The organism is uncultured Massilia sp., assembly GCF_913773735.1.
In the GTDB taxonomy this organism is placed as follows: Bacteria; Pseudomonadota; Gammaproteobacteria; order Burkholderiales; family Burkholderiaceae_D; genus Telluria.
The window spans coordinates 76,110-101,875 of record NZ_CAJYEB010000041.1; the positions used below are offsets into that span (position 1 = coordinate 76,110).

Annotated in this window: 25 protein-coding genes; 12 read left to right on the forward strand and 13 right to left on the reverse strand. The window is 68.5% G+C overall.

Features of this window, described 5'->3' with window-relative positions; all coding sequences use genetic code 11:
• Positions 1-59: 59 nt before the first annotated feature.
• Both QZ749_RS21195 and QZ749_RS21200 read left to right on the forward strand, forming a co-directional pair.
• Positions 60-653 carry a hypothetical protein gene (locus QZ749_RS21195; protein ID WP_296951013.1) on the forward strand — a complete coding sequence of 198 codons (594 nt, stop codon included), beginning with the start codon at positions 60-62 and terminating at the stop codon, positions 651-653.
• Positions 654-670: 17 nt separating this feature from the next.
• A complete protein-coding gene (locus tag QZ749_RS21200; RefSeq protein ID WP_296951016.1) occupies positions 671-1,363 on the forward strand; it encodes a hypothetical protein in 693 nt (230 codons plus the stop codon).
• Between the two features lie 432 nt (positions 1,364-1,795).
• Here the strand turns inward: QZ749_RS21200 and QZ749_RS21205 are convergent, their stop codons facing one another.
• Positions 1,796-1,978 (reverse strand): hypothetical protein, encoded by a 183-nt coding sequence (locus tag QZ749_RS21205; protein WP_296951017.1) that lies wholly within the window; start codon positions 1,976-1,978, stop codon positions 1,796-1,798.
• Positions 1,979-2,016: 38 nt separating this feature from the next.
• Positions 2,017-2,211 (reverse strand): hypothetical protein, encoded by a 195-nt coding sequence (locus QZ749_RS21210; RefSeq protein ID WP_296951020.1) that lies wholly within the window; start codon positions 2,209-2,211, stop codon positions 2,017-2,019.
• Between the two features lie 241 nt (positions 2,212-2,452).
• Here QZ749_RS21210 and QZ749_RS21215 point away from each other — a divergent pair, with 241 nt between their 5' ends.
• Entirely contained in the window at positions 2,453-3,295 is an 843-nt protein-coding gene (locus QZ749_RS21215) for a DUF6851 domain-containing protein (RefSeq protein WP_296951022.1), read from the forward strand.
• A 56-nt stretch (positions 3,296-3,351) separates the two neighbouring features.
• On the opposite strand, the gene rsmA is transcribed toward QZ749_RS21215, so the two are convergent.
• Genes rsmA through QZ749_RS21235 form a run of 4 tightly spaced genes read right to left on the reverse strand, consistent with a single transcriptional unit; the run spans position 3,352 to position 8,979 of the window.
• Positions 3,352-4,131: a 16S rRNA (adenine(1518)-N(6)/adenine(1519)-N(6))-dimethyltransferase RsmA gene (gene rsmA, locus QZ749_RS21220; RefSeq protein WP_296951024.1), complete on the reverse strand. Its 780-nt coding sequence runs from the start codon at positions 4,129-4,131 to the stop codon at positions 3,352-3,354.
• A gap of 36 nt (positions 4,132-4,167) precedes the next feature.
• A complete protein-coding gene (gene pdxA / locus QZ749_RS21225) occupies positions 4,168-5,208 on the reverse strand; it encodes a 4-hydroxythreonine-4-phosphate dehydrogenase PdxA (RefSeq protein WP_296951026.1) in 1,041 nt (346 codons plus the stop codon).
• 4 nt (positions 5,209-5,212) lie between these two features.
• On the reverse strand, positions 5,213-6,634 hold the full coding sequence (locus tag QZ749_RS21230) for a peptidylprolyl isomerase (protein ID WP_296951028.1): 1,422 nt from the start codon (positions 6,632-6,634) through the stop codon (positions 5,213-5,215).
• Between the two features lie 50 nt (positions 6,635-6,684).
• Positions 6,685-8,979 carry an LPS-assembly protein LptD gene (locus tag QZ749_RS21235; protein ID WP_296951031.1) on the reverse strand — a complete coding sequence of 765 codons (2,295 nt, stop codon included), beginning with the start codon at positions 8,977-8,979 and terminating at the stop codon, positions 6,685-6,687.
• A 94-nt stretch (positions 8,980-9,073) separates the two neighbouring features.
• On the opposite strand from QZ749_RS21235, the gene QZ749_RS21240 reads away from it, so the two are divergent.
• From QZ749_RS21240 to QZ749_RS21255, 4 genes are read left to right on the forward strand one after another with little or no spacing between them, the layout of a single operon-like run.
• Entirely contained in the window at positions 9,074-10,132 is a 1,059-nt protein-coding gene (locus QZ749_RS21240; protein ID WP_296951034.1) for an aminoglycoside phosphotransferase family protein, read from the forward strand.
• 19 nt (positions 10,133-10,151) lie between these two features.
• Positions 10,152-10,883: an N-acetylmuramate alpha-1-phosphate uridylyltransferase MurU gene (gene murU / locus QZ749_RS21245; RefSeq protein WP_296951036.1), complete on the forward strand. Its 732-nt coding sequence runs from the start codon at positions 10,152-10,154 to the stop codon at positions 10,881-10,883.
• Positions 10,883-12,247, forward strand: a complete 1,365-nt coding sequence (pepP, locus tag QZ749_RS21250; protein ID WP_296951039.1) for a Xaa-Pro aminopeptidase — start codon at positions 10,883-10,885, stop codon at positions 12,245-12,247. The genes murU and pepP overlap by 1 nt, the downstream gene beginning before the upstream one ends.
• Before the next feature lies 1 nt (position 12,248).
• Complete coding sequence (locus tag QZ749_RS21255) at positions 12,249-13,403, forward strand: FAD-dependent monooxygenase (protein WP_296951387.1); 1,155 nt, start codon at positions 12,249-12,251, stop codon at positions 13,401-13,403.
• 69 nt (positions 13,404-13,472) lie between these two features.
• Here QZ749_RS21255 and QZ749_RS21260 read toward each other — a convergent pair whose 3' ends face one another.
• Genes QZ749_RS21260 through QZ749_RS21270 form a run of 3 tightly spaced genes read right to left on the reverse strand, consistent with a single transcriptional unit; the run spans position 13,473 to position 16,418 of the window.
• Complete coding sequence (locus tag QZ749_RS21260; RefSeq protein WP_296951042.1) at positions 13,473-14,930, reverse strand: NAD(P)(+) transhydrogenase (Re/Si-specific) subunit beta; 1,458 nt, start codon at positions 14,928-14,930, stop codon at positions 13,473-13,475.
• Positions 14,927-15,280 (reverse strand): NAD(P) transhydrogenase subunit alpha, encoded by a 354-nt coding sequence (locus tag QZ749_RS21265; protein WP_296951046.1) that lies wholly within the window; start codon positions 15,278-15,280, stop codon positions 14,927-14,929. The genes QZ749_RS21260 and QZ749_RS21265 overlap by 4 nt, the downstream gene beginning before the upstream one ends.
• Before the next feature lie 22 nt (positions 15,281-15,302).
• Positions 15,303-16,418, reverse strand: a complete 1,116-nt coding sequence (locus QZ749_RS21270; RefSeq protein ID WP_296951051.1) for a Re/Si-specific NAD(P)(+) transhydrogenase subunit alpha — start codon at positions 16,416-16,418, stop codon at positions 15,303-15,305.
• Between the two features lie 275 nt (positions 16,419-16,693).
• Here QZ749_RS21270 and QZ749_RS21275 point away from each other — a divergent pair, with 275 nt between their 5' ends.
• The 4 genes from QZ749_RS21275 to QZ749_RS21290 all read left to right on the forward strand — a co-directional run bounded on the left by QZ749_RS21275 (position 16,694) and on the right by QZ749_RS21290 (position 20,729).
• Entirely contained in the window at positions 16,694-17,203 is a 510-nt protein-coding gene (locus QZ749_RS21275; RefSeq protein WP_296951054.1) for an NUDIX hydrolase, read from the forward strand.
• Positions 17,204-17,206: 3 nt separating this feature from the next.
• Positions 17,207-18,316 (forward strand): tRNA 2-thiouridine(34) synthase MnmA, encoded by a 1,110-nt coding sequence (gene mnmA / locus QZ749_RS21280; protein ID WP_296951057.1) that lies wholly within the window; start codon positions 17,207-17,209, stop codon positions 18,314-18,316.
• A 206-nt stretch (positions 18,317-18,522) separates the two neighbouring features.
• Positions 18,523-19,002, forward strand: a complete 480-nt coding sequence (locus tag QZ749_RS21285) for a chemotaxis protein CheW (RefSeq protein WP_296951060.1) — start codon at positions 18,523-18,525, stop codon at positions 19,000-19,002.
• 74 nt (positions 19,003-19,076) lie between these two features.
• Positions 19,077-20,729, forward strand: coding sequence for a methyl-accepting chemotaxis protein (locus tag QZ749_RS21290; RefSeq protein ID WP_296951063.1), 1,653 nt, complete (start codon positions 19,077-19,079; stop codon positions 20,727-20,729).
• 196 nt (positions 20,730-20,925) lie between these two features.
• Here QZ749_RS21290 and QZ749_RS21295 read toward each other — a convergent pair whose 3' ends face one another.
• Entirely contained in the window at positions 20,926-22,692 is a 1,767-nt protein-coding gene (locus QZ749_RS21295) for a bifunctional diguanylate cyclase/phosphodiesterase (RefSeq protein WP_296951068.1), read from the reverse strand.
• Between the two features lie 306 nt (positions 22,693-22,998).
• Here QZ749_RS21295 and QZ749_RS21300 point away from each other — a divergent pair, with 306 nt between their 5' ends.
• Positions 22,999-23,721 carry a GAF domain-containing protein gene (locus QZ749_RS21300; RefSeq protein WP_296951070.1) on the forward strand — a complete coding sequence of 241 codons (723 nt, stop codon included), beginning with the start codon at positions 22,999-23,001 and terminating at the stop codon, positions 23,719-23,721.
• A 19-nt stretch (positions 23,722-23,740) separates the two neighbouring features.
• On the opposite strand, the gene QZ749_RS21305 is transcribed toward QZ749_RS21300, so the two are convergent.
• Genes QZ749_RS21305 through QZ749_RS21315 form a run of 3 tightly spaced genes read right to left on the reverse strand, consistent with a single transcriptional unit; the run spans position 23,741 to position 25,603 of the window.
• Positions 23,741-24,124, reverse strand: coding sequence for an ANTAR domain-containing response regulator (locus QZ749_RS21305; protein WP_296951073.1), 384 nt, complete (start codon positions 24,122-24,124; stop codon positions 23,741-23,743).
• A gap of 11 nt (positions 24,125-24,135) precedes the next feature.
• Positions 24,136-24,909: a 5'-3' exonuclease H3TH domain-containing protein gene (locus QZ749_RS21310; protein WP_296951077.1), complete on the reverse strand. Its 774-nt coding sequence runs from the start codon at positions 24,907-24,909 to the stop codon at positions 24,136-24,138.
• A gap of 25 nt (positions 24,910-24,934) precedes the next feature.
• Positions 24,935-25,603 carry a glutathione S-transferase gene (locus QZ749_RS21315; RefSeq protein ID WP_296951078.1) on the reverse strand — a complete coding sequence of 223 codons (669 nt, stop codon included), beginning with the start codon at positions 25,601-25,603 and terminating at the stop codon, positions 24,935-24,937.
• Positions 25,604-25,766: the final 163 nt, after the last annotated feature.

Below are 25,766 nucleotides of genomic sequence, written 5' to 3' on the forward strand. Positions count from 1 at the left end.
CTTTCCGCGGAGCCGGCGCCGCACATGCGCGCCACACGCCCGTCCAATTGGAGATCCTGATGAAGAGTTCGATCCTGCGTGCCGGTGTTGTCACGCTGGCATGCGCGCTGGGCCTGTCCGCTTGCGGCGGCGGCGACGGCGACCTGTACCTGTACGGCTCGGTGAGCGGCGTCACGAAGGACGGCCTGGTCCTGAAAAACGGCGGCAACACGGTCGCCGTCACCGCGCCCTACACCTCGTTCCAGTTCGAGCAGCGCGTCTCGACCGACGACGCCTTCGACATCACGTACTCGGCACTGCCGTCGAACGTCAAGACCTGCGTCGTCAACAACGGCAAGGCGCGCGCCAACTATTACACGATCGCCCAGATCACCGTGGTCTGCGAGATCAAGAAGCACGAGTTCTCGGTCGCCGTGCGCGGCCTGACCGGCACCGGCCTCGTCATCGTCAACGGCAGCGACCGCCGCGACGTCGCGCCTGGCGCGACCAGCGTGGCCATGACCCCGGTCTACGAAGACGGTCCCTACGGCGTCACCGTGCTGACCCAGCCGGCCGGCCAGGTCTGCTCGGTCACGGGCGGCACCAACGGCAAGGGCGCCGGCACCATGGGTGCGACCGACCTGGTCGACAACGTCGTCGTCACCTGCGTTTGATTCGAATGGAGAAATACATGAAGTTTTCCCTCGCAGGCAAGGCGCTGGCCCTGGCGGCGACCGTCACGCTGGCGTCGTGCGGCGCCGGCGGCAAGGCGACCTTCCCGATCAACGTGACCGTCCTCAACGTGCTCTACCCGGGCCTGGTGCTCACCACCAACGGCATGGAGCAGACGGTCGCCCCGCCGGCCAAGAACGCCGACGGCAGCATCCCGAACGTCACCTTCGTCTTCCCGAACCAGATCGAGTACGGCCAGACCTACGACGTGATCCCGAAGGGCGCGACCGCGACCGCGCTGGGCGCGATGCCGGCGCACCAGAGCTGCGGCGCGGTCCAGTTCCCGAAGAACGGCACCGCCGGCCAGCTGTCCAAGATCGACATCTACTATAGCTGCACCATCAACGCCTACGCGCTGAGCGGCACCATCAAGGGCCTGACGACCACCGGCCTGGTGCTGGCCAACGGCAGCAACAGCACCTATACGGCGTCGCCGGTGGTGGATGCCAACAACAAGCCGACCGGCGCCGACCTCGCCTTCGCGCTGAGCGCCGTTCCTTACGCCAACACCTACGGCGTCACCGTGCTGACCCAGCCTACCGGCCAGACCTGCACCGTGGCCGGCGGCGCCAACGGCACCGGCGCCGGCACGATGGACGATGCCGCCGAAAAGGCGAACGGCGTCACCAACCTGGTGGTCACCTGCAAGTGACGTGACACGGAGAGAATGGAACGGAAGAGAAATAAATAAAATGCATATCATGTATTCCAAACAAAAATTGGACTGATATGCTGTAACGCAGCATAATGCTTCCTGTCTCCTCCAACTCTCCTCAAAAAGAATTGGATTTAAGCCCGCCCAACAGCGGGCTTTTTTTTGTCCGTTTTTTGCGCGTCTTGGCCGGGATGGCGCATCGCCTGGCCGGGTGTCGGACGGGACGCGCGCCTGCGCCACCGTCGAATCGTCGAATCCTTGCCGCTCCCGCGGCCTGCCGCCCCTGTGCACCGGGACGACGTTTGCTGCCTTGCGCGCCTGCGTCCTGCGCGGCGCCGCGATCGATCTGCTGCTTATCTGCCTGTCTGCTGTCTGCTGCCTGCTGCCTGCTGCCGTTACCGCGTGTCGCGTGTTGCTGATTGCCGCTCGTTACCGGGCATCGCCCAGGCGCTTGGCGCTGACCTTCACGACGGCGACCTGCTGGCCCTCGATCGATACCTGGGCATCGTAGCGCACCTGCTGCAGTGCGCCGGCGGCGTTGGCGTAGCTGGTGCCGACGACGAGGACGGCGGCGGCGAGGAAGAGGGCTTCCATGTTCTTCAGGACGTTCATGCTGTTCTCCTTGCGTGGTGGGGATTGGCGGGTGTCGATCACAGTGCGGCTTTGCCGGCGTCGCTCAGGCGCTTGGCGCTGACTTTCACGACGGCGACCTGCTGGTTCTCGACCGAGACCTGGGCGTCGTAGCGGACCTGTTTCAGCGCGCCGGCGGCGTTGGCGTAGCTGGTGCCGACGACGAGGACGGCGGCGGCCAGGAAGATCGCTTCCATGTGTTTGAGGACGTTCATGATGTTCTCCTTCGGGGTTCGTTGCGGTTCATCGGGAAGCCGGATCGGCTTTGCATGGTGTTACTGTAGGCCGGCGCCTGTCTCCCTTCCAGCGGACTGCGACGAACTGCAAAAAACGCGGGATGGAAGCGCAAAAAACCGGATTGTGCGTTGCGCAAGAGCTCGCCGACACATGCGTGCGCTCAACAGCGGCCTGGACCGTGCTGGCGATACTCGCCGGGGACGGAACGAGGAGGCCGGGATGATGCGCAGGGACGTGCTGGAACTGGATGCGGGAGCGGAAGCGGGAGCAGGAGCGGGGGCGACGCCACAGGTGCGCGCGGGGCGCGCCGGCGGCGCGCAGGCGGGGACGGTGGCGGGGTGGAACGACGTGGCGCTGGAGGCGGTGCGCATCCTGCGCCCGCAGGCCCGCACGGCCGCGCAGGCGCTCGCCGCCCTGCATACGGGCATGTACAACGCCTGGGCGGCCTACGAACGCGATGCGCGCCAGAGCACGCCCGGGGTGGCGGTACGGCTGCCGCGCGCCGAGCGCAACGGCGCCGGCAAGGCCGCCGCGATGTCGCACGCGGCCTGGACCATGCTGGCCGCGCTGTTCCCGGCGCAGCGCCCGGTGCTGGACATGCACATGGCCAGCCTCGGGCTCGATCCGGCGGCGCCGGCCTGCCAGCTCAGTCCGGCAGGCATCGGCCGCGCCCAGGCCGCCGCCATGCTGGATGCATGGCACGCCGGCATGGGGCCGTTCGCGCCGGCGGTGCTGGCCATCGGACGCCGGACCGCGCCGGACCGGACCGCCTGCATGGCGGCGCCCCTGCACTGCTGGGCATGGGCGCGCGGGCTGGCCGCGCGCGAGGGCGGTGGCGACGACCGGGACGTGCTGCTGTATTTCGCGCTGGGCAATGCGCTGGCGGATGCGGCGCTGGCCGCGCAGGCCGCGGCCGTGGACGCGGCGCGCGCCTGCGACGCCGCGGCGGCCGAGGTGCTGCGCCGCTTCGGCGGCGGCGCCGGGCGACGGATTGCGCCGTGCGCGCTGGGAAAACGGGTGGGCGCGCTGGTGTTCGAGCGGGCCCGCCGCCATTGGACGTAGGGGGGCAGCGCTACCGCTGCGTCCGCAACCACGCTACGTGTGCGCTGCCCACCCTGCTACACGGCCGGCTTGAGGATGTTCGCCAGCGCCACGTACTGTTCCAGCCCCACCGCTTCCGGGCGCGCGCCCGGATCGATGCCGGCCTCGACCAGTTGCTGTTCCGTGAACATGCCGGCCACGCAATTGCGGATCACCTTGCGCCGCTGCGAGAACGCCTTGGCGACCACGGCTTCCAGCGTGGCGGCGTCGGCCGGCAGCTGGCGCCGCGTCGGCACCATGCGCACGATCGCGGAATCGACCTGCGGCGGCGGATCGAAGGCCGTCGGCGGCACCACGAACAGCATCGCCATGTCGTAGCGCCATTGCAGCATCACGGACAGGCGGCTGTAGGCCTTGGTGCCCGGCTCGGCCACCATGCGTTCCACCACTTCCTTCTGCAGCATGAAGTGCTGGTCCTCGACCAGGTGGGCGAAGTCCGCCAGGTGGAACAGCAGCGGGCTGGAGATGTTGTACGGCAGGTTGCCGACCACGCGCAGCCGTTTTCCTTCCGGGACCGGGATGCCGCCGAAGTCGAACTTCAGCGCGTCGCCCGAATGGACGGTGAGGCGCTCGCGCGGATACGCCTTTTCCAGGCGCGTCACCAGGTCGCGGTCGAGCTCGACGACGTGCATGTGGTCGAGTTCCTTGAGCAGCAGCGAGGTCATCGCGGCCAGGCCGGGGCCGATCTCGACCATGGTATCGCCGCGGCGCGGGCCGATCGCATCGATGATGTTGTGGAGGACGTGGTCGTCGGTCAGGAAGTTCTGGCCGAAGCGCTTGCGGGCTACGTGTTTCATGGTTGTTCTTGAAGGTTGGGATGCCCGCGCGCGGGCTCAGGCGCGGCGCGCCGCGACCATGGCGGCGGCGACGCGGATCGCCTCTTCCATGCTGCCGCAGTCGGCCAGGCCGAGGCCCTGCGCGGCCAGGTCGAGCGCGGTGCCGTGGTCGACCGAGGTGCGGATCAGCGGCAGGCCGAGGGTGATGTTGACGCCGCGGCCGAAGGTGGCGTGCTTGAGCACGGGCAGGCCCTGGTCGTGGTACATGGCCAGCACGGCGTCGGCGTCGCGCAGGTATTTTTGCTGGAACAGGGTGTCGGCCGGATACGGGCCGCGCGCATCGATGCCGCGCGCCTGCGCCTCCTGCAGCGCCGGCGCGATGACGTCGATCTCCTCGCGGCCGAGATAGCCGTTCTCGCCGGCATGCGGGTTCAGGCCCGTCACCAGGATGCGCGGCGCGGCGATGCCGAACTTGTCGCGCAGGTCGGCGTGCAGGATGTCCAGCACGCGCGCCAGGCCGGCGCGGGTGATGGCGCCCGGCACGTCCTTGAGCGGCAGGTGCGTGGTGGCCAGCGCCACGCGCAGGTAGGGTTCGTCCTCGCCGGGCGAACCGGCCAGCATCATGACGACCTGCGGCGTGCCGGTCTTTTCGGCCAGGTATTCGGTATGGCCGGAAAAGGCGACGCCGGCGTCGTTGATGGTGCTTTTCTGCAGCGGCGCGGTGACGATGGCGTCGAACCAGCCCGCCTGCACGCCCTCGACGGCCAGGTCGAGCGTGGCCAGCACGGCGCGGCCGTTGGCCGCATCCAGCTTGCCCGGCTCGACGAAGGCGTCGACCGGCACGTCGACGACGGGAATCGTGTCCGGGCCGAAGTGCGGCAAGCCGCTGTGGCGCAGCGCCAGCGTCGAGAGCGCGGACAGCCGGATGGCCGGATCGATCAGGCTGGCCGTGAGCGACAGGAAGGCGGCGTCGCCGACCAGCACGCAGCGGGCCTCGCCGCGCAACGCCCAGGCCGCGCGGATCGAGATTTCCGGGCCGATGCCGGCCGGCTCGCCGACCGTGACGGCCAGGTTGGGGCGCGCGCCCTGCACGGCCATGACCTTACTGCTCCTCGCGGAACTCGACGTAGGCACGGTCGCGCACCTGGCGCGACCAGTCTTCCAGCGCTTCCTGGCGCTTGCGGTCGGTCAGGACCTGGCGCGCCATCGCGCGTTCCTTCTCCTTCGAGACGTCTTCGCTCTTGCGCTCGATCACCTGGATCAGGTGGAAGCCGAACGGGGTCTGGATCACGTCCGATACCTCGCCCACCTTCAGCGCATTCATCGGGTTCTCGAATTCCGGCAGCGCGTCGCCCGGGGCCAGCCAGCCCAGGTCGCCGCCCTTGGAAGCCGAACCGTCCTGCGAGTTCTGGCGCGCCGCATCCTCGAAGCTGATCTGCTTGGCGTCGATCTTCGCCTTCAGGTCGGCCAGCTTCTTCTTGGCCTCGTCCGCCGTCATGGTCGGGGTGACCTTCAGCAGGATGTGGCGGGCGTGGGTCTGCTGGATGACCGCCTGGTCCGCCTGCTGCTGGGCTTCCTGCTTGCGCTCGGCCGACAGCTTGAGGATCAGGAAGCCGAAGTTGGTGCGCAGGACCGGCGTGACCTGGCCCGGCTTGAGCTTGCGCAGTTCGGTGGCGATCAGCTGCGGCAGGCGGTCCGGGTCGCGCCAGCCGATCACGCCGCCCTTGAGGGCGTCCGGCGAATCGGAATAGGTGGCGGCCATCTTGGCGAAGTCGGCGCCGGTGCGCAGCTGGCGCGCCACCTCGTCGGCGCGGGCCTTGCGCGCGGCGATCTGCTCGGGCGAGGCGTTTTCCGGGGTACGCACGACGATCTGCGAGATGTCCATCTCGACGCGTTCCGCGGCGGCGGCCTTCTCGGCGGCCTGGTAGGTGTCGATCTCGGCTTCCGAGACCTGGATCTTGCTGTCGACCTCGTGGTCGATCAGGCGCTGCATCATGATCTCGTTGCGGATCTGCTCGCGGAACTGCGGGAAGGTCATGCCCTCCTTCTCCATCGCGTTGCGCATGTCCTGCACGCTCATCTTCTGGTTCTCGGCGATGCGGCCGATCGCCCGATCGAGCTCGGTGTCGCTGACGCGCACGCCCATTTCCTTGGCCAGCTGCAGCTGGGCGCGCTCGGTGATCATGGCTTCGACGACCTGGCGGCGCAGGTCGTCCGGGGCCGGCAACTGGGCCTGCTGCGCCTGCAGGCGGTGGGTGATCTCATTCACGCGGTTGTCGACTTCGCGCTTGGTGATGACTTCGTCGTTGACGACGACATAGACCGAATCGATGACCTTGGCGCTGCTCGCCGCCGGCGGCAGGAAGCCGCCGTTCGCCTTGGCGGCCGGTGCGGCCGGTGCCGCAGCCGGCGCGGCGGCGGCGGGAGCCTGCGCCTGCGGCTGGGCCGCAGCCTGGGCCAGGACGTTGCCGGTCGCGAGGGCGCACAGCAGCGCCGCGGCCAGCTTGGTGTGGGTGGTACGCATAATCAGGAAAGCACTCATTTCAGGGTTGTTTTGTCCATGGCCCGGCCGCTTCAGGGGCGGCCGACGTTCGTGTTCAGCCGGGTATAGCCCGGGATGCTCTTGTTGAAGGTTTCCAGCGGGTTGCCGAAGCCCAGGCGCGACAGGCCGTTGAGCTCGAGCTGGAAGAAGATCGGCGTCGACACCGTCTGCGCGGCCGTCACGAAGCGCTGCGCGCCCATCCGGAACACCCAGCAATCGGCCTTGTACTCGAGCCCGACGAGGCTCTCGAGCAGCTTGCGGTCGCGCACCGAGTAGCTGACCCGCGAGACGCCGTACCAGCGCTGCGACAACGGCCACTGGGCGGAAACGTCCGCGTTGCGGAATCCGTTGACGATGCCGAAGGTATCGCGCTGGAAGCGGTACTCCAGGTTCAGCACCTTCATCGGCGCCGGCTGGTACTGCACGCCGACGTTGGTGCTGTACAGGCTGCGCGCCTGCGCGTCGTATTGTACGCCGCTGTCGAAGCTCCAGGACTCGGAAATGCGGCCCGAGGCCGCCAGCAGCGCGTCGGAACGCTTCTGGTTGCGCTGCTCGAACGTGTTCAGGCGCACTTCGGGATCGGTGAAGTAGTAGCGGCTGCCGACCGCCAGGCGCAGGCGCTCGACGCCGTTGGTCTCGATGAAGCGCGAGACGATGGCGGCGGTGAGCTGGTTCGCGTCCGACACCTTGTCGGCGCCGACGAAGCGGTTTTCCGTGAACAGCTGGGCGTAGTTGAAACCGGCCACGCCCGTGTCGAAGTTCGGCACCGCATCCTGGTTGCGGTACGGCGTGCGCACGTAGAACAGCCGCGGCTCCAGCGTCTGGGTGGCTTCCTTGCCGAAGAACCTGGCGTCGCGCTCGAAGATCATGCCGGAGTCCAGCGAGACGGTCGGCAGCGTGCGCGTGATCTGGCGGTCGCCCAGCGGGTTGCTGTCCAGGTCGTAGCGCGTGGCGTGCATGATCGCCTTGGGCGTGAAGAACCAGCCCGGGCGCACGATCGGATAGCTGACCTGGCCGACGACGTTGGCGCGGTTGCCCTGCACCACGCCTTCGTCCGGATGCGAGAAGCGCACGGCCTCGGCGTCCAGCGTCCAGTCGAAGCCGCCCAGCACGTCGTAGCGGCCGGCATGGAAGTTAATCTGCGGCAGGCGGTCGTACGGACGCGGCACCGTCAGCGCCGGATTGGTGGCGGCGCCCGGGTCCTGCAGCACCTGGTAGCTCTGCACGCGCGCGTTCAGGCTCCAGTACTGGCCGGCGTAGTCGGTGCGCAGCTCGCGCAGCAGCTGGCGCACGGCCGATGCCGACACGGTGCGCGAGAAGTCGGACGGGTATTCGTCGTCGGACGCGGCGTGCGCGTTCCAGCCGTACGACCAGTTCGGCGTGATCGCCTGGGTGTGCACGGTGTCGATCCACCAGCGGTCGCGGTGCGCCACGCGGTCGTTGGCCAGCACCTCGACGTGGGTCTCGCCGCTGTACAGCAGCCCGTTGCCGGTGTCGCCGATGTAGCGCCCGGTGGCGCCCAGCTGCAGGCCGCGGTCGAACATGTAGCGCGGGTACAGCGTCAGGTCGCGGTTCGGCGCGATGTTGACGTAGTACGGCACCATGACCTCGGCCGAGCCCTTGGAGCCCGCGCCGATGGTCGGCGGCAGCCAGCCCGAGCGGCGCGCGCCGGACAGCGAGAACGACAGCGCCGGCGTGCCGAGGATCGGCACGTCCTTGAAATAGATCAGCGTCTTGCCGGCGGTGCCGACGTCGCGGCCCTGGTCCAGGCGCAGGTTGCTCGACTTCAGGTACCAGTCGGGATTCGGGCCTTCGCAGGTGCTGTAGGTGCCGTCCTCGACCAGCGCCTGGTCCTCGCCCAGGAAATCGATGCGCCGCGCGGTGCCTTGCGCGTTGTTCAACGCCAGGTGGTAGGACGGGTGCAGCACCCAGCCCTTGCCGGTTTCCAGGTTCAGCTGCAGGGCATCGCCCTTGTAGCGGTCGCCGAAGCGCCACATATTGATGTTGCCCTCGGCCGTGACCTCGTCCTCGACGCGCCGGTAGCAGGCCGTGTCGGCCGTGATGCCGGTCGCGCCGCGCGTGATCTCGACGTCGCGGAACAGGTTCAGTTCGCGGTCGGGACGGCCGGTCAGCTCCTCGGCGCGCATGGTGACCGGCAGCTCCTGCTCGTCGGCGCGCGCATTGGCCGGGACGGCCGGCGTGCCTGTGGCGGGCACGGCCGCCTGCGGCAAGGTCTGCGCGTACAGCGGCGCCGACGCCACGGCGACGAGGGCGGACAAGGCGGCGGTCCGCCGCGATGGGAATGGTAGGGCCGTAATCCAGCTCATGGAAGATCGCGTTGCACCATAGAGGGCGATTTTTTGGATTGAATCCCTTATTATATGGGAATATTTTCGCCAACCGGATTCCTCAGGACGCTTCATGTCTTCTCTGTCTCAACACTCTCCCGCCGCCGCCGACAAGGACGCCCGGCTGGCCCAGCTGACCGCATGGCTGGGCACGCTGGACCTGGTCGACGCCGGGAGCCTGCGCCCTGCCTCGTCCGACGCCAGCTTCCGCCGCTACTTCCGCCTCGATGTTGTGCCGGCGCTACGCGACAAGCTCGGCGCCACCCTGATCGCCATGGACGCGCCGCCCGAGCGCGAGAACGTCCCCGCCTTCATCCACGTCGACGGCCTGCTGTTCGACGCCGGCGTGACCGTGCCGGCGATCGTCGCGCGCGACGTCGACAACGGCTTCCTGCTGTTGTCCGACCTCGGCACCACCACCTACCTGCAGCGCCTGGACGCCGACAACGCCAACTTCATGTACTCGGATGCCGTCGACGCCCTGATCAAGTTCCAGCTCACCAGCCAGGCCGGCGTGCTGCCGGAGTTCGACCGCGCCTTCGTGCTGCGCGAACTGAACCTGTTCCCGGAATGGTTCGTCGAGCGCCACCTGGGCGTGACGCTGACCGAGGCGCAGCGCGCCCAGCTGAACAAGGTGTTCGACGCCATCGCCGCCAACGTGCTGGCCCAGCAGCAGGTGTTCATGCACCGCGATTTCCACTCCCGCAACCTGATGTTCCTCGACCGCGGCAACCCGGGCGTGCTGGACTTCCAGGATGCCGTGTACGGCCCCGTCGCCTACGACCTGGCCTCGCTGCTGCGCGACGCCTACGTCCAGTGGGACGAGGAATTCGTGCTCGACTGGGTGGTGCGCTACTGGCAGAGCGCCAAGCAGGTCGGCCTGCCGGTGAACCCGGACATCGACGCGTTCTACCGCGACTTCGAGTACGTGGCCCTGCAGCGCCACCTGAAAATCCTGGGCATCTTCTGCCGCCTGAACTACCGCGACGGCAAGCCGCACTACCTGGGCGACCTGCCGACCGTGATCGACTACGTGCGCAAGACCGCCAACCGCTACACCGAACTGAAGCCGCTGGCCCGCCTGCTCGACACCTTCGAGGACAAGGCGCCCCAGGTGGGCTACACCTTCTGAAGATCCGGGACAACGCACCATGAAAGCCATGATCTTCGCCGCCGGCCGCGGCGAGCGGATGCGTCCGCTGACCGACAGCTGCCCCAAGCCCCTGCTGAAGGTGCGCGGCCGCCCCCTGATCACCTGGCACGTGATCAACCTGGTCCGCGCCGGCATCAGGGACATCGTCATCAACCATTCCCACCTCGGCCACATGATCGAGGAGGAGCTGGGCGACGGCAGCCGGTACGGCGCGCGCATCGCCTACTCGCACGAGCCGGTGCCGCTGGAAACGGCGGGCGGCATCGCCAACGCGCTGCACCTGCTGGGCGACGCCCCCTTCCTGGCCGTGTCGGGCGACATCTACGCGCCCTACTTCGACTTCGGGCAGACCCTGGACGCGCTGAAGGACACCGACGCCGTCGGCCGGCCGATCCCGCTCGAAAAGCGCGACATCGCCTGGCTGTACCTGACGCCGAACCCGTGGCACAACCCCGGGGGCGACTTCGGCATGACCATGTACACGCTGACCAACGACGGCGACCCGAAGTGGAATTTCGCGGGCATCGGCGTGTACCGTCCCGAAATGTTCGACGGCATCCGTGCGGGCGAGTTCCTCAAATTCGGCCCGCTGATGCGCAAGTTCATCGAGCAGGGCCGCGTCGGCGGCGAGATCTACGACGGCCAGTGGGTCAACGTGGGTACCGTGCAGCAGCTCGAGGAACTCAACGCCCCCTTCGCGTCGGCCACGGCGGCCGCGAAGAAAGCGTGATGGACACGACGGCCGCACGCGACACGCGCGCCTGCGCCGCGCGCCGCGCGCGCCTGGCAGCGCAGATGCCGCCGGGCGCCGTGGCGGTGCTGCCGACGGCGCCGCCGGCCATCCGCAACGGCGACAGCGAGTACCCGTACCGCCACGACAGCTATTTCTACTACCTTACCGGCTTCACCGAACCGGAGAGCGTGCTGGTGCTGGTCGCCGCCCACGGCGAACGGCCGGCGCGGTCCATCCTGTTCTGCCGCGAAAAGCATCCCGAGCGCGAGATCTGGGACGGCTTCCGCTACGGCCCGCAGGCGGCGCGCGCCGCGTTCGGCGTCGACGAGGCCTTCGCCATCGACGCCATCGACACCGAGCTGACGCGCATCCTGGCCGACGCGCCCGCGCTGTACTACGCGCTGGCCGCCAACGCCGCGCTGGACGCGCGCGTCAAGGGCTGGATGGACGCGGTGCGCGCGCTGGCCCGCGGCGGCACGACGGCGCCGGCAAGCTTCCACGACCTGCTGCCGCTGCTGGACGAGATGCGCCTGCTGAAGGACGACGGCGAGCAGGCGACCATGGCGCGCGCCGGCCGGATCTCGGCGCAGGCGCATGCGCGCGCGATGGGCGCGGCCCGCCCCGGCGTGTTCGAATACGCGCTGGAAGCGGAGCTGCTGTACGAATTCCGCAGGAACGGCGCCCAGTTCCCGGCCTATACCCCGATCGTGGCCTCCGGTCCGAATGCCTGCGTGCTGCACTACAACGCCAACGACCGGCAGGTGCGCGACGGCGAGCTGGTGCTGATCGACGCCGGCTGCGAGCTGGACGGCTACGCGGCCGACATCACCCGCACCTTCCCCGTCAATGGCCGCTTCGACGCCGCCCAGCGCACGCTGTACGAGCTGGTGCTGGCGGCGCAGCGGGCCGCGTTCGCGGCGATCGCGCCAGGCCGGCCGTATGCCGGCTTCCACGAGGCGGCGCTGCGCGTGCTGGTGCAGGGCATGCTCGACCTGGGCCTGGTCGACAGGTCGAAGGTCGGCAACGTCGACGACGCCATCGCCGCGCGCGCCCACCTGCCGTTCTACATGCACGGCACCGGCCACTGGCTGGGGATGGACGTGCACGACGTCGGCGCCTACCGCGACGTGACGCAGCCGGGCAAGCCGTCGCGCCTACTGCAGCCGGGCATGGCGCTGACGGTGGAGCCGGGCATCTACGTGCGCCCGGCCGACGGCGTGCCGGAAGCGTTCTGGAACATCGGCATCCGCATCGAGGACGACGTGATCGTCACCGAGGACGGGCCGCGCATCCTCACCGGGGATGCGCCGAGGGAAGTGGCCGAGATCGAGGCACTGGTCGGAAAGGGCATGCATGGCTGAGATGGAAACGATGCGGGTGGACGTGGCGATCTGCGGCGCCGGCCCGGTGGGCATGGCGCTGGCGGTCCTGCTGGCGCGGCGCGGCGTGGACGGCGCGCGCATCGCGCTGGTCGACGCGAAGGCGCTCGGCCAGGCGATCGCGGACCCGCGCTCGATCGCGCTGTCCTGGGGCAGCCGCATGCTGCTCGAGGAAGCGCTGTCCTGGCCGCTGCCGGCCACCGCGATCCACGAGATCCACGTCTCGCGCCGCGGCCACCTGGGCCGCAGCCTGATGGACCGCGGCGAGCACGGCGTCGAGGCGCTGGGCTACGTGGCGCGCTACGGCGACGTCGTCGACGCGCTGGCGCGCGCCTGCGAGCGCATGGGCGTGCAGGTGCTGCGCCCGGTGCGCGTGGCATCGCTCGACGAACACGCCGACCACGTGCTGCTGCACCTGGACGACGGCCGCCTGCTGCGCGCCGGCGTGGCCGTGCAGGCCGAGGGCGGGGTGTTCGACGAACAGGCCGGGCGGGCGCGCCGGCGCGACTACGGCCAGACCGGCGTGATCGCGCGCGTCAGCGCCGACCGCCCGGTCGCGCACCGCGCCTTCGAACGCTTCACCGACGAGGGCCCGCTGGCCCTGCTGCCGCAGGACGGCGCCGACGGCCACCAGTACGCGCTGGTCTGGTGCGTGCAGCCGGAGCGCGCCCAGCGCCTGCTCGCGCTGGGCGACGACGATTTCCTGCGCGCGCTGGGCGACGCCTTCGGCGAACGCCTGGGCGCCTTCACCCGGGTGTCGGAACGCGTGGCCTTCCCGCTCGGCCTGAACGCCGCCGCGGCCTTCACGGCGCGCACGGTCGCCATCGGCAACGCGGCGCAGACGCTGCACCCGGTGGCCGGCCAGGGACTGAACCTGGGCTTGCGCGACGCGGCGGTGCTGGCGCGCCTGCTGGCCCGCGCCACCGACCACGACGCCGTACCGGACGCCATCGCGCGCTTCGCCGCCGAGCGCGGCCGCGACCGCGACACCGTGATCCGCGTCACCGACACGATGGCGCGCGTGTTCGCCGACAAGGGGCCGCTGCAGCCGCTGTTCGGGCTGGCGCTGGCGGCGTTCGATACCGTCCGGCCGGCGCGCATGCTGCTGGCCGAACTGATGATGTTCGGGCGGCGGTGACGCCGCAACACCGGGGTCGGAGCCCCTTGAAAAGCAACACCGGGCTCTGACCCCTGCCCTGCCATCGCGTCACTCGACCGTCTTGACCATCGACTCGATCACTTTCTTGGCGTCGCCGAACACCATCATCGTGTTCGGCTGGTAGAACAGGTCGTTGTCCAGCCCCGCGTAGCCCGATGCCATCGAGCGCTTGTTGACGATGATGCTGCGCGCCTTGTACGCCTCCAGGATCGGCATCCCGGCGATGGGCGACTTCGGATCCTTGGCCGCCGGGTTCACCACGTCGTTCGCGCCCAGCACCAGCACCACGTCGGTCTGGCCGAACTCGCCGTTGATGTCCTCCATCTCGACGACCTGGTCGTACGGCACCTCGGCCTCCGCCAGCAGCACGTTCATGTGGCCCGGCATGCGCCCGGCCACCGGGTGGATCGCGTAGCGCACCTGCACGCCGTGCGCCGTCAGCTTGTCGACCAGTTCCTTGACCGTGTGCTGGGCGCGCGCCACCGCCAGGCCGTAGCCGGGCACGATGATCACGCTTTCGGCGTTCTGCAGGATGAAGGCGGCGTCCTCGGGCGAGCCGGATTTCACCGGGCGCTGCTCCCTGGCGCCGCCGGCGTCGGCGCCGGACGCCTCGCCGCCGAAGCCGCCCAGGATCACGTTGAAGAAGGAGCGGTTCATCGCCTTGCACATGATGTACGAGAGGATCGCGCCCGACGAGCCCACCAGCGAGCCGGCGATGATCAGCATCGAGTTGTTCAGCGAGAAGCCGATGCCGGCGGCCGCCCAGCCCGAGTACGAGTTCAGCATCGACACCACCACCGGCATGTCGGCGCCGCCGATCGGGATGATGATCAGGACGCCCAGCACGAAGGCCAGCACGGCCATCACGATGAACGGCGTCCAGGCGGGCGCCGCGCCGCCGGAAAAGCAGAACACCAGGCCCAGCACGACGATCGCGATCGCCACCGCCAGGTTGATCAGGTGCTGGCCCGGGTAGCGCACCGGCGCGCCCTGGAACAGGCGGAACTTGTACTTGCCGGCCAGCTTGCCGAAGGCGATCACGGAACCGGAGAACGTGACCGCGCCCACGAACGTGCCGATGAACAGTTCGAGGCGGTTGCCGAAGGGGAGCGGCTCGCCGCGCGCGGCGATGCTGAAGGCCCACGGCTCGGACACGGCGGCCACCGCGATGCAGACCGCGGCCAGGCCGATCAGCGAGTGCATCGCGGCCACCAGTTCCGGCATCTTGGTCATCTCGACGCGGCGCGCCGCCACGGCGCCGATGGCGCCGCCGACCACCACGCCCAGCAGCACCAGGCCGAAGCCCATGCCGCCCGTGCGCAACTGTTCCTGCAGCTTGAACATCAGCGCGATGGTGGTCAGCACGGCGATCGCCATGCCGGCCATGCCGAAGGCGTTGCCGGTGCGCGCCGACGCCGGCGACGACAACCCCTTGAGGGCCTGGATGAAGCAGACCGACGCCACCAGGTACAGCAGCGTCACGAGGTTCATGCTGACGAAGCTCATGCGACCTCCTTCGCCTTGGCGGCGGCGACGTCCCCGTCCGTGGCGGCCGGCCTGGCGGCGCGCGGCTCCTTCTTCCTGAACATCTCGAGCATGCGCTGGGTGACGAGGAAGCCGCCGAACACGTTGACGGCGGCCAGCGCCACCGCCACGGTGCCGGCCACCTGCCCGGTCAGGCCCTCGGTCAGGCCGGCCGCCAGCATGGCGCCGACGATGATGATGGCCGAGACGGCATTGGTCACCGCCATCAGCGGCGTGTGCAGCGCCGGCGTGACGTTCCACACCACGTGGTAGCCGACGTAGATCGCCAGCACGAAGATGATCAGGTTGATGATGGTATGACTGATTTCCATGGCTGTCTCCTTGTCGTCCTGCTCAGGGTTTGCGCAGCACTTCGCCGCCGCTCGCGACCAGCACGGCGCGCACGATCTCGTCCTCGCGGTCGATCGCCAGCTTGCCGTCCTTGTCGATCACCAGCTTGAGGAAGTCGAGCACGTTGCGCGCGTACAGGGCGGACGCGTCGGCCGCCACCAGCGCCGCCAGGTTCGGCTCGCCGATGATGGTCACGCCGTGCTTGACCACCGTCCTGCCGTATTCCGTCAGCGGGCAGTTGCCGCCCTGGGCGATGGCCATGTCGACGATGACGGCGCCCGGCTTCATCGCGCGCACCGTGTCCTCGCCGATCAGCACCGGCGCCTTGCGGCCCGGGATCAGGGCGGTGGTGACGACGATGTCGGCCAGTTTCGCGCGCTCGTGCACCAGCCCGGCCTGGCGCCGCATCCAGTCGGCCGGCATCGGACGCGCATAGCCGCCGCTGCCCTGCGCGATCTCGCGTTCCTCGTCGGTCAGGAAGGGCACGTCGATGAACTTGGCGCCCAGCGACTCGACCTGTTCCTTGACCGGCGGACGCACGTCGGACGCCTCGATCACGGCGCCCAGGCGCTTGGCCGTGGCGATCGCCTGCAGGCCGGCCACGCCCACGCCCATGATCAGCACGCGCGCGGCCTTGACGGTGCCGGCCGCCGTCATCAGCATCGGCATGAAGCGCTGGTAGGCGTTGGCGGCCAGCAGGATGGCCTTGTAGCCGGCGATGTTGGCCTGCGAGGACAGCACGTCCATCGACTGCGCGCGCGTGATGCGCGGCGCCGCCTCCAGCGCGAAGGCGTCCAGGCCGTGGCGTGCCAGCACGCCCAGGCCGTCGGCGTCGAACGGATCGAGCATGCCCACCAGCGCGGCGCCGGAGCGCATCAGCGCGAGTTCGTCGGGCGACGGCGCGCGCACCTTCAGCACCAGGTCGGCGCCCAGCGCCTCGGCCGCGCTGCCGATGCGCGCGCCGGCGGCGGCGTAGGCGTCGTCGGTCACGGAGGCGTGCAGGCCGGCGCCCGACTGCACGACGATCTCGTGCGCCCCGGCCAGTTTCTTGACGGTTTCGGGAGTGGCTGCGACGCGCGTTTCTCCGGGCCTGGATTCAGCCGGCACACCAATTCTCATGATGCCTCCGTGTAATTAATAAACTGTCTAGAATCTAGCACGTAACCATTGTGCCGATGGCGCATGCGCCCGGCCTTACCCGGCGCGGGTGACATCAGTGGTTTTTCGTAAACAGATCGCCGAGATTGCATTCACGTTGCTGTATACCTGCCCATAGTGTTTGCTTTGTTGCTATATATCAACATTCATTCGAATCGGAAGTGTTGCGCCGCAGCGTGAGCATGAGCAACCCTTGTTCCATCAGGGTAGAATGTCGGCTCACAACAAGGACGCGCATGACCCATACCTTCAGACCGTCAGTCACCGTCGCCGCGATCATCGAACGCGATGGCCGTTTCCTGCTGATCGAAGAGGAAACCAGCGACGGCATCCGCCTGAACCAGCCGGCCGGCCACCTCGACCCCTACGAATCGCTCGAGCAGGCGGTGATCCGCGAAGCGCTGGAAGAAACGGCGCACGAATTCATCCCGGAAGCCCTGGTGGGCATGTACATCTCGCGCTACCACTCGAAGTCGCGCGGCACCGACGTGACCTACCTGCGCTTCACGTTCTGCGGCAAGGCCGGCCGCGAATACGACCGGCCCCTCGACGAAGGCATCCTGCGCACGATGTGGATGACGCGCGACGAACTGGCGGCCTGCCAGGAACGCCACCGCAGCCCGATGGTATTGCGCTGCGTGGACGACTACCTGGCCGGCAAGCGCACGTCCCTGGACCTGCTGTACACCGACCATTCCGTCTTCCTCGAGGACGACGGACTCTCCATCAAACCGGACGTAACGTAAAACATGAGCAAGAAAAAAGTCGTGATCGGGATGTCGGGCGGCGTCGACTCCTCGGTCGCGGCCTGGATGCTGAAGGAACAGGGCTACGACGTCGTCGGCCTGTTCATGAAGAACTGGGAAGACGACGACGATTCCGAATACTGCTCCACGCGCCAGGACTGGATCGACGCGGCCAGCGTGGCCGACGTCGTCGGCGTGGACATCGAGGCGGTCAACTTCGCCGCCGAATACAAGGACCGCGTGTTCGCGGAATTCCTGCGCGAATACCAGGCCGGCCGCACGCCCAACCCGGACGTGCTGTGCAACGCCGAGATCAAGTTCAAGGCCTTCCTGGACCACGCGATGAAGCTGGGCGCGGACCTGATCGCGACCGGCCACTACGCGCGCGTGCGCCACAACGGCGCGACCGACCGGTTCGAGCTGCTGAAGGCCTTCGACGCCACCAAGGACCAGAGCTACTTCCTGCACCGCCTGAACCAGGCGCAGTTGTCGAAGGCGCTGTTCCCGCTGGGCGAGATCCCGAAGACCGAGGTGCGCAAGATCGCCGAGAAGCTGCAGCTGCCGAACGCCCAGAAAAAGGATTCGACCGGCATCTGCTTCATCGGCGAGCGCCCGTTCCGCGAGTTCCTGGGCCGCTACCTGCAGCACAAGCCGGGGCCGATCAAGCTCGACGACGGCCGCACGGTCGGCGAGCACGTCGGCCTGTCGTTCTACACGCTGGGCCAGAGGAAGGGCATCGGCATCGGCGGCCTGAAGTCGCACAAGAACGCGGACGGCACCAGCGCGCCGTGGTTCGTGGCGCGCAAGGACATCGCCAGCAACACCCTGTACATCGTGCAGGGCCACGACCATCCGTGGCTGCTGTCGGGCGAACTGGGCGCCGGCCAGGCCAGCTGGGTCGCCGGCGCCGCCCCCGCGCCGCGCGCCCTGTCGGCCAAGACCCGCTACCGCCAGGCCGACGTGGCCTGCACCGTCGCGCCCGACGGACCGGATCGGTTCGCGCTGCGCTTCGACGCCCCGCAATGGGCCGTCACGCCCGGCCAGTCGGCCGTGCTGTACGACGGCGACGTCTGCCTGGGCGGCGGCATCATCGACCGGGCCTCGGCCGCCTGATCGTCGTGGCCCCCGCGCCGCGGGGGCCATCGCATTTCCTTCCCGACTGTTGCATCGCCATGCAAAATCGATGAATTTTGCGCCGTGATTAGCATTTCTCCATCGTATCGGCCGGCGAAATATCGTACTCTTCGGTTATATTTCCACACGGAAAAATTAATTGCAAATTTACAAGCGCACCATTCCGCGTGCAATAAAGGAAAATCATGGCTGAAGACATCGAAAACACGGCGAACGAGGTCCTGTCGTTCCGCCTCGGCGGCGAGGAGTATGCGATCAGCATCCTCAAGGTCCAGGAGATCCGCGGCTACGACAACGTCACCCGCATCGCCAATGCGCCCGACTACCTGAAGGGCGTCGTCAACCTGCGCGGCATCATCGTGCCGATCGTCGACATGCGCATCAAGTTCCGGGTCGGCACGCCGACCTACGATGCGTTCACCGTGGTCATCGTCCTGAACATCAACGGCCACACGATCGGCATGGTGGTCGACAGCGTCTCCGACGTCGTCACCCTGACCCCGGACCAGATCAAGGCGGCCCCGGACATGGGCGCCAGCGTGTCGACCGAGTTCCTGCGCGGCCTGGGCACCGTCGGCGAGCGCATGCTGATCCTGCTCGACATCGACAGGCTGCTCGGCTCCGAAGAAATGGGCCTGCTGGCCGCGGCCCGCTCGGCCGCCTGAGCGCCGGCAGTCCTCCCGTCTCCCGGCCGCGGCATGCCGCCGCGGCCTCCCGTATCCCCTTCCACACCATCGATATGAAACTGGGAAACCTGAAACTACGCACGCGCCTCGTGCTCGGCTTCGGCGTCATCTGCGCCATGCTGGTCGCCGCCCTCGTCCTCGGCATGAGCATGCTCGGCCACCTCAACCGCAGCACCAAGGAGATCGTGCAGACCCGCCTGCCGAAGATCGAGTCCGCGACCATGTTCCTCGACCAGGTCAACAACATCTCCATCGCGCAGCGCAACCTGATCCTGAACGAGGACCCGGCCGACCGCAAGGTCCAGCTGGGCAACGTCATGAAGAGCCGCGCCGCGATCGAGCAACTGCTGCAGCACGGCGGCGACGATCCCGAACTCGCCGTCATGCGCGGCCTGAACGAGCGCTTCCTGAAGGTCCAGCAGGAACTGCTGGCACGCATCGACAGGAACGACCTCGAGGGCGCCAAGGCCTACCTGCTCACCGACTTCCGTCCGCTGCTGCTCGATCTCAAGAAGGCGATGAACGCGCAGATCAAGACGCACCGCGACCTGATCCAGCACGCCAGCAACGATGCCGAGGCGACCTACGGGCGCGCGATGACCCTGATGTCCGCGCTGGGCCTGGCGATCCTCGCCGCGGCCACCCTGGTGGCATGGCGCCTGTCGCTGTCGATCACGCGTCCGCTGGGGCAGGCGCTCGACGTGGCGAACACGGTGGCCGCCGGCGACCTCACCAGCCGCATCGACGCGGACGGCCGCGACGAGGTCGGCCAGCTGCTGCAGGCCCTCGCGCGCATGAACGAGAACCTGGCGCAGACCGTGCGCGCGGTGCGCGGCGGCACCCGCACCATCGCCACCGCATCGAGCGAGGTGGCGGCGGGCAGCCTGGACCTGTCGAGCCGCACCGAACAGCAGGCCAGCGCGCTGGAAGAAACCGCGTCGTCGATGGAAGAGCTGACCTCGACCGTGAAGCAGAACGCCGACAATGCGCGCCAGGCGAACACGCTGGCCGCGACCGCCTCCAGCGTGGCCGCGCGCGGCGGCGCCGTGATCGAGCAGGTGGTGGGCACGATGACCGAGATCGACGCCGCGTCCGGCAAGATCGCCGACATCATCGGCGTCATCGACGGCATCGCGTTCCAGACCAATATCCTGGCACTGAACGCCGCGGTCGAGGCGGCGCGCGCCGGCGAGCAGGGCCGCGGCTTCGCGGTCGTGGCCAGCGAGGTGCGCAACCTGGCGCAGCGCTCGGCGGCGGCGGCCAAGGAAATCAAGACCCTCATCGAGGATTCCGGCGCCAAGGTCGCGAACGGCAGCCGCCTGGTGGCGCAGGCCGGCGACACGATGCGCGAGATCGTCGACAGCGTCGGCCGCGTGACCGGCATCATGGCCGAGATCTCGGCCGCCAGCCAGGAGCAGACCAGCGGCATCGAGCAGATCAACGCCGCCATCGTCCAGATGGACCAGGCGACGCAGCAGAACGCGGCGCTGGTCGAACAGACCTCGGCGGCCTCGGCGGCGATGCGGGAACAGGCCGACAAGCTGGAGCAGGCGGTGGGGACGTTCCGGCTCGACGATGCGGGAACCGGCGGCCACGGCGTGCGCAGCGGCCAGGGCGCGCGCAGCGACCAGGGCATGCGCAGCGACCAGGGCGTCCAGAGCGTCCGGAGGGGTCAGAGCCCGGTGTTGGGTCTGAAGGGGCTCTGACCCCGAAGTTGCCGGCCGTAGCCTGCTGCGCGGCCACAAACCGGGGTCAGAGCCCTTGGAAAAGCAAAACCGGGCTCTGACCCCGGCTCTGACCCCGAAGTTGCCAGCCGTAGCCTGCTGCGCGGTCGCAAACCGGGGTCGGAGCCCTTGGAAAAGCAGAACCGGGCTCTGACCCCTGCCCTGCCCTGCGCAACCGTCAGGCCGGCGCGACGATCTCCGGCTCGCGCCGGACGAGCCAGTCGGCGAAGGCCTCGGGCGCCAGCGGCCGGGCGTACAGGTAGCCCTGCGCCTCGTCGCAGTCGGCGTTCCTGAGTACGCCGAGCACGTCGGCCGTCTCGACGCCTTCGGCCACCACGCGGTGGCCGAGGTCGTGCGATAGCTTGATCATCGTCGCGACCAGCGCGCGCTTGCGCTCGTCCTGCTCGATGTCGCGCACGAAGGAACGATCGATCTTGACCACCTGGGCGGGCAGGCTCTGCAGGTAAGCCAGGCTGCTGTAGCCGGTGCCGAAGTCGTCGATCGCCAGGCGCACGCCGGCCGCGTCCAGCGCCCGCAGCGTGGCCAGCGCCAGGCGCGGGTTGAGCATCAGCGCGCTCTCGGTGATCTCCAGCGCCAGGCTGGACGGCGGCAGGCCGTGGCGCTGCAGGCCGTCGACGATGCGCACGCAGAAATCCGGCTCGAGCAGGTTGGCCGCCGACACGTTCACCGACAGCTCCAGCGCGATCCCGCCGGCGCGCCACTGCGCCAGCTGGTGCATGGCGGCTTCCAGCACCCAGTTGGTGGTCGCGCGCATCAGCGCCGTGCGTTCGATGACGGGGATGAATTCGGCCGGCGCCACCTCGCCCGCCTGCGGATGGGTCCAGCGCAGCAGCGCCTCGGCGCCGATGCAGGCGCCGCTGGCGAGATCGACCTTCGGCTGGAACACCAGGCGCAGCGGCCCCTTGCGGCCGGCCGCGGCGCCATCGAGCGCGGCCCCGAACTCGTTGACCAGCCAGAAGGTGCGCCGGTACACGGCATCCCGCTCGGGCGAGAACATCGAGACGCCGCAATCCTGGTCGTGGGCCTGCTGGACCGCCGAATGCAGGTCGCGCAGCAGCTCGGCATCGGTGACGGCGCCGACGCGAAACGGCGCCACGCCGATGCGCGCCGTGGTCACGAAGCGCGACGTCGCCGCGGCCGCGCGCCGGCGCAGCCAGTTCTCCAGTTCGACGCGCAGCTCGACGGCGTCGGTGCCCGGCGGAGCCACGAAGGCGAATTCGGTCGGCGCCAGGTGGTACAGCGTGCCGGCATGGCGCAGGCCGGCCTCCAGCATGCGCACGCCCTGGACGACGATCTCGTCGAGGTAGCCGGCGCCCATCGCGCGCTCGGCGCTGCCGAACTGCTCCGGGCTGGCCAGGCTGACCAGCACCGCCAGCCGCCCCTCGCCGCGCGGGCGGTGCGTCCCCAGTCCGCGCACGTCGTCGATGAACTGGGTGCGGTTGGGCAGGCCGCTGACGGCGTCCACGCGGCCCACCGCGTGGCGCAGCTCGACCTGCGCCATCGCCAGCGCCGCCAGGTCGCGCAGGGCCGCGGCCTCGCCTTCGGTGATGGCGCGCGGCGCGCGCCCGAGCACGCACATCGCGCCCAGGCAGTGGCCGTCGCGCGTCAGCAGCGGCGCGCCCGCATAGAAACGCATGCCCAGCGCGGCCAGCGGGCTGGCGCGGTAGGCGGCATCGTCCAGCAGGTCGGGAACGACCAGCAGGCGCGCCTCCTCGGCCACCCGGGCGCACGGCGCCTGCAGGCGCGGGATCGCGTCGACGCCGATGCCGACACGCGACTTGAACCACTGGCGCTGGCTGTCGGTCAGCGAGATCGCGGCGACCGGCACCTTGAACAGCTCGGCCGCCATGCGCGTGATGCGGTCGAACGCGTCGTCCGGCGGCGTATCCAGCAGGTTCGACCTGCGCAGTGCGTCGAGGCGCATGTCTTCCCCATGCATGCGGGATCTGAGTCGTGCCATGTGGTAATGTCGATCTTTATTTGACGGAATTGATGAATCGAATGGAGTTTGACGATATAATTTCCACGAGTCAACAAAATACTTTCAATACGCATTCTGTTTTTATTTAATTATGAACACTAAGTGCCTATTTGCAACAGTGATAATCATGATGGTTGCCATCAAATCCATCAATTTTGTTGATGTGCAAATGACATACCAGTAAAATCAATCGACCGTTCTTTTCCTATCGCCATGTCCTTACCTGCTCCCGTCGACACCCAAGACCCCGTGTTGACCACCGCTGCCGCCGCGCGCCTGCTGGGCGTTGCCGTGAGTACCGCCCAGCTCTGGCTGGAAAGCGGTGCCCTGCCGTCCTGGAAGACCCCGGGCGGTCATCGCCGCGTGCGCCTGAGCGCCGTCATGCAATTGCTGGAAGAAAAAGCGCGGCGCGCCGGATCGGCCACGCCGGCCGCCGGATCGCAGCCCGACCGCACCGATCCCGACTTCCTGCCGGCGCCGGCGCGCAACTACCCGATCCCGGCCAACGAAGGGGCGCGCCTGGCGGCGCTGCAGGCCAGCGGGCTGGTCGACAGCGCCCCGGAATCCGTGTTCGACCGCCTGACCTGGCTGGCGGCGCAGGTGACCGGCTGCCCGATCGCCCTGATCACGCTGCTGACCGCGCGGCGCCAGTGGTACAAGTCGCGCGTGGGCGTGGACATCGCGGAGACGCCGCGCGAACTGGCGTTCTGCAACCATGCGATCCTGCAGCCGGGGCCGTTCATCGTGGAAGACGCCACGCGCGACGCGCGCTTCGCCGACAACCCCTATGTCACCGGCGAGCCGCACGTGCGTTTCTACGGCGGGATCCCGCTGGTGGACGCGGGCGGCCATGCGTTCGGCACCCTGTGCGTGGTCGACCGCGAACCGCGCCGCCTGCGCGAGCGCGAGCTGCGGGCACTGAAGGAGCTGGGGGCGATCGCGAACGAGGAATTGCGGCGCCGGACCGGCTGACGCGGCCGCGCGCCGGCGCTCAGGCGCCGCGGTGCTTCTTGACGATGGCCATCACGGTGTTGCGGATGGTCTTCAGCACCGCGTCGGCCTTGAAGGGCTTGACGATGAAGCCGTGCACGCCGCGGCCCATCGCGGACTGGATGGCGGCGGCGTCGAGCGTGCCGGACACCATGAAGATCAGCGTTTTCGGCAACTCGGCGCGCAGCCGTTCGACGATCTCGCTGCCGTCCTCGACCTGTTCGCGCGCGATGCAGGCGATGTGCGGGTGGTACTTGATGGCCAGCGCATAGGCGTTCGCGCCGGTGTGGGCCTGGCCGGCCACCTCGTAGCCGCCGTCGGTCAGCACGGTGTTGAGCAGGCCGCGCGAGATCGCGTTGGAATCGACAATGATCGCCTTGAGCACGATGTTTCCTTTCAGGCCTCGTAGGCCAGCATGTTCCAGGTCACGCCCAGCCGCACGTCGGTCTTGAGCCGGACCAGCTTGCGCGAGATTTCCAGGATCTCGCGTTCGGCGCGCAGGCGCTCGCCCAGCGGCGTCTTGAGGATGCCGGCGCCGGCGATCACGGCGTCCAGGTCGCCGTAGGCATTGAGCAGGCGCGCCGCCGTCTTCATGCCGATCTTCGACACGCCCGGCACGCCGTCGGTCGGGTCGCCCATCAGCGCCAGCAGGTCGTGCAGGCGCTCGGGCGCCACGCCGAACTTGTTGCGCACCCAGGCGTCGTCGTGCCACTCGCCCTTGAAATGATCCCACACCAGCGCGCCGTGCGCGATCAGGCCGTGCAGGTCCTTGTCGGTGGTCGCCACCACGGCCGCGCCGCGGTGCTCCTGCAGCCAGCGCATCACGCCGGTGCCGATCACGTCGTCGGCCTCGACCTCCGGCAGCATCAGCACGTGCAGGCCGACCGCGCGCAGGCGCGCGTGGAATTCCGGCAGCGCCTCGCGCAGCACGGCCGGCATCGGCGCGCGGCCCTCGCGGTAGCGCGGATACAGCGCGTGGCGCCAGTTCGGGCCGCCGAAGTCGAAGGCGGCCAGCACGTGGGTCGGCGCGTGCGCCTCGAGCAGGTGGCGAAACGACGAGAACGCGTGGCGCAGCGCGATGCTGGCCTTGAGGTCGGAGTCCGGCTCCGGACTGGCCTCGTACACCCGCCGCACGATGTTCAGGCCATCGATGGCCAGCAGCTTCGCCATGCTCGCGTCGTCCCGCCTGTCCTGCTTACTGGACGAAGTCGTACTTGCCGCCGCGCTCGAGCGCCCTGCGGTAGGCCGGGCGCGCGTGGATGCGCTCGAGGAAGGCGACCAGGTGCGGATACTGGCCGTCCAGCCCGCCGCGCGCGGCGGCCGCTTCCAGCGGGAAGCTCATCTGGATGTCGGCCGCGGAAAACGCGTCGCCGGCGAACCAGTCGCGCTGGCCCAGTTCGCCTTCCAGGAAGGCCAGGTGCTGGCGGATCTGCGGCAGCACGAACGTGTCCTTGACCTTGGCGGCGATGGCGCGCGCGATCGGGCGCACGAAGAACGGCCCCGGACTACTTTCGACGCGGTCGAACACGAGCTTGAGCAGCAGCGGCGGCATCGCCGATCCTTCGGCATAGTGCAGGAAATAGGTGTAGTGCAGCCGCTCCGGGGTGCCGGCGGCCGGCACCAGCGCGCCGCCCTGGCGCCCGGTCAGGTACTCGACGATCGCCCCCGATTCCGCCACGACCGTGGCGCCGTCCTGGAGCACCGGCGACTTGCCGAGCGGGTGCACGGCGCGCAGCGCGGGCGGCGCCAGCATCGTCTTCGGATCGCGCTGGTACTTCTTGATCTCGTATTCCAGGCCGAGTTCCTCCAGCAACCACAGGATGCGCTGGGACCGGGAATTGTTCAGGTGATGGACGACGATCATGCTCATTCGGGACGTGATGGATGGCGCTAGCTTAGCATCCTTACGGGGAAGCAAGAAGCCGGAGTTAAATTTGGCAAATATTGATGCAGCGCAACAATATCTTGATATACTGTTAGTTGCTTGTTCCATATCATATGTTTCTTATTGTCAAGAACTAAAGTTC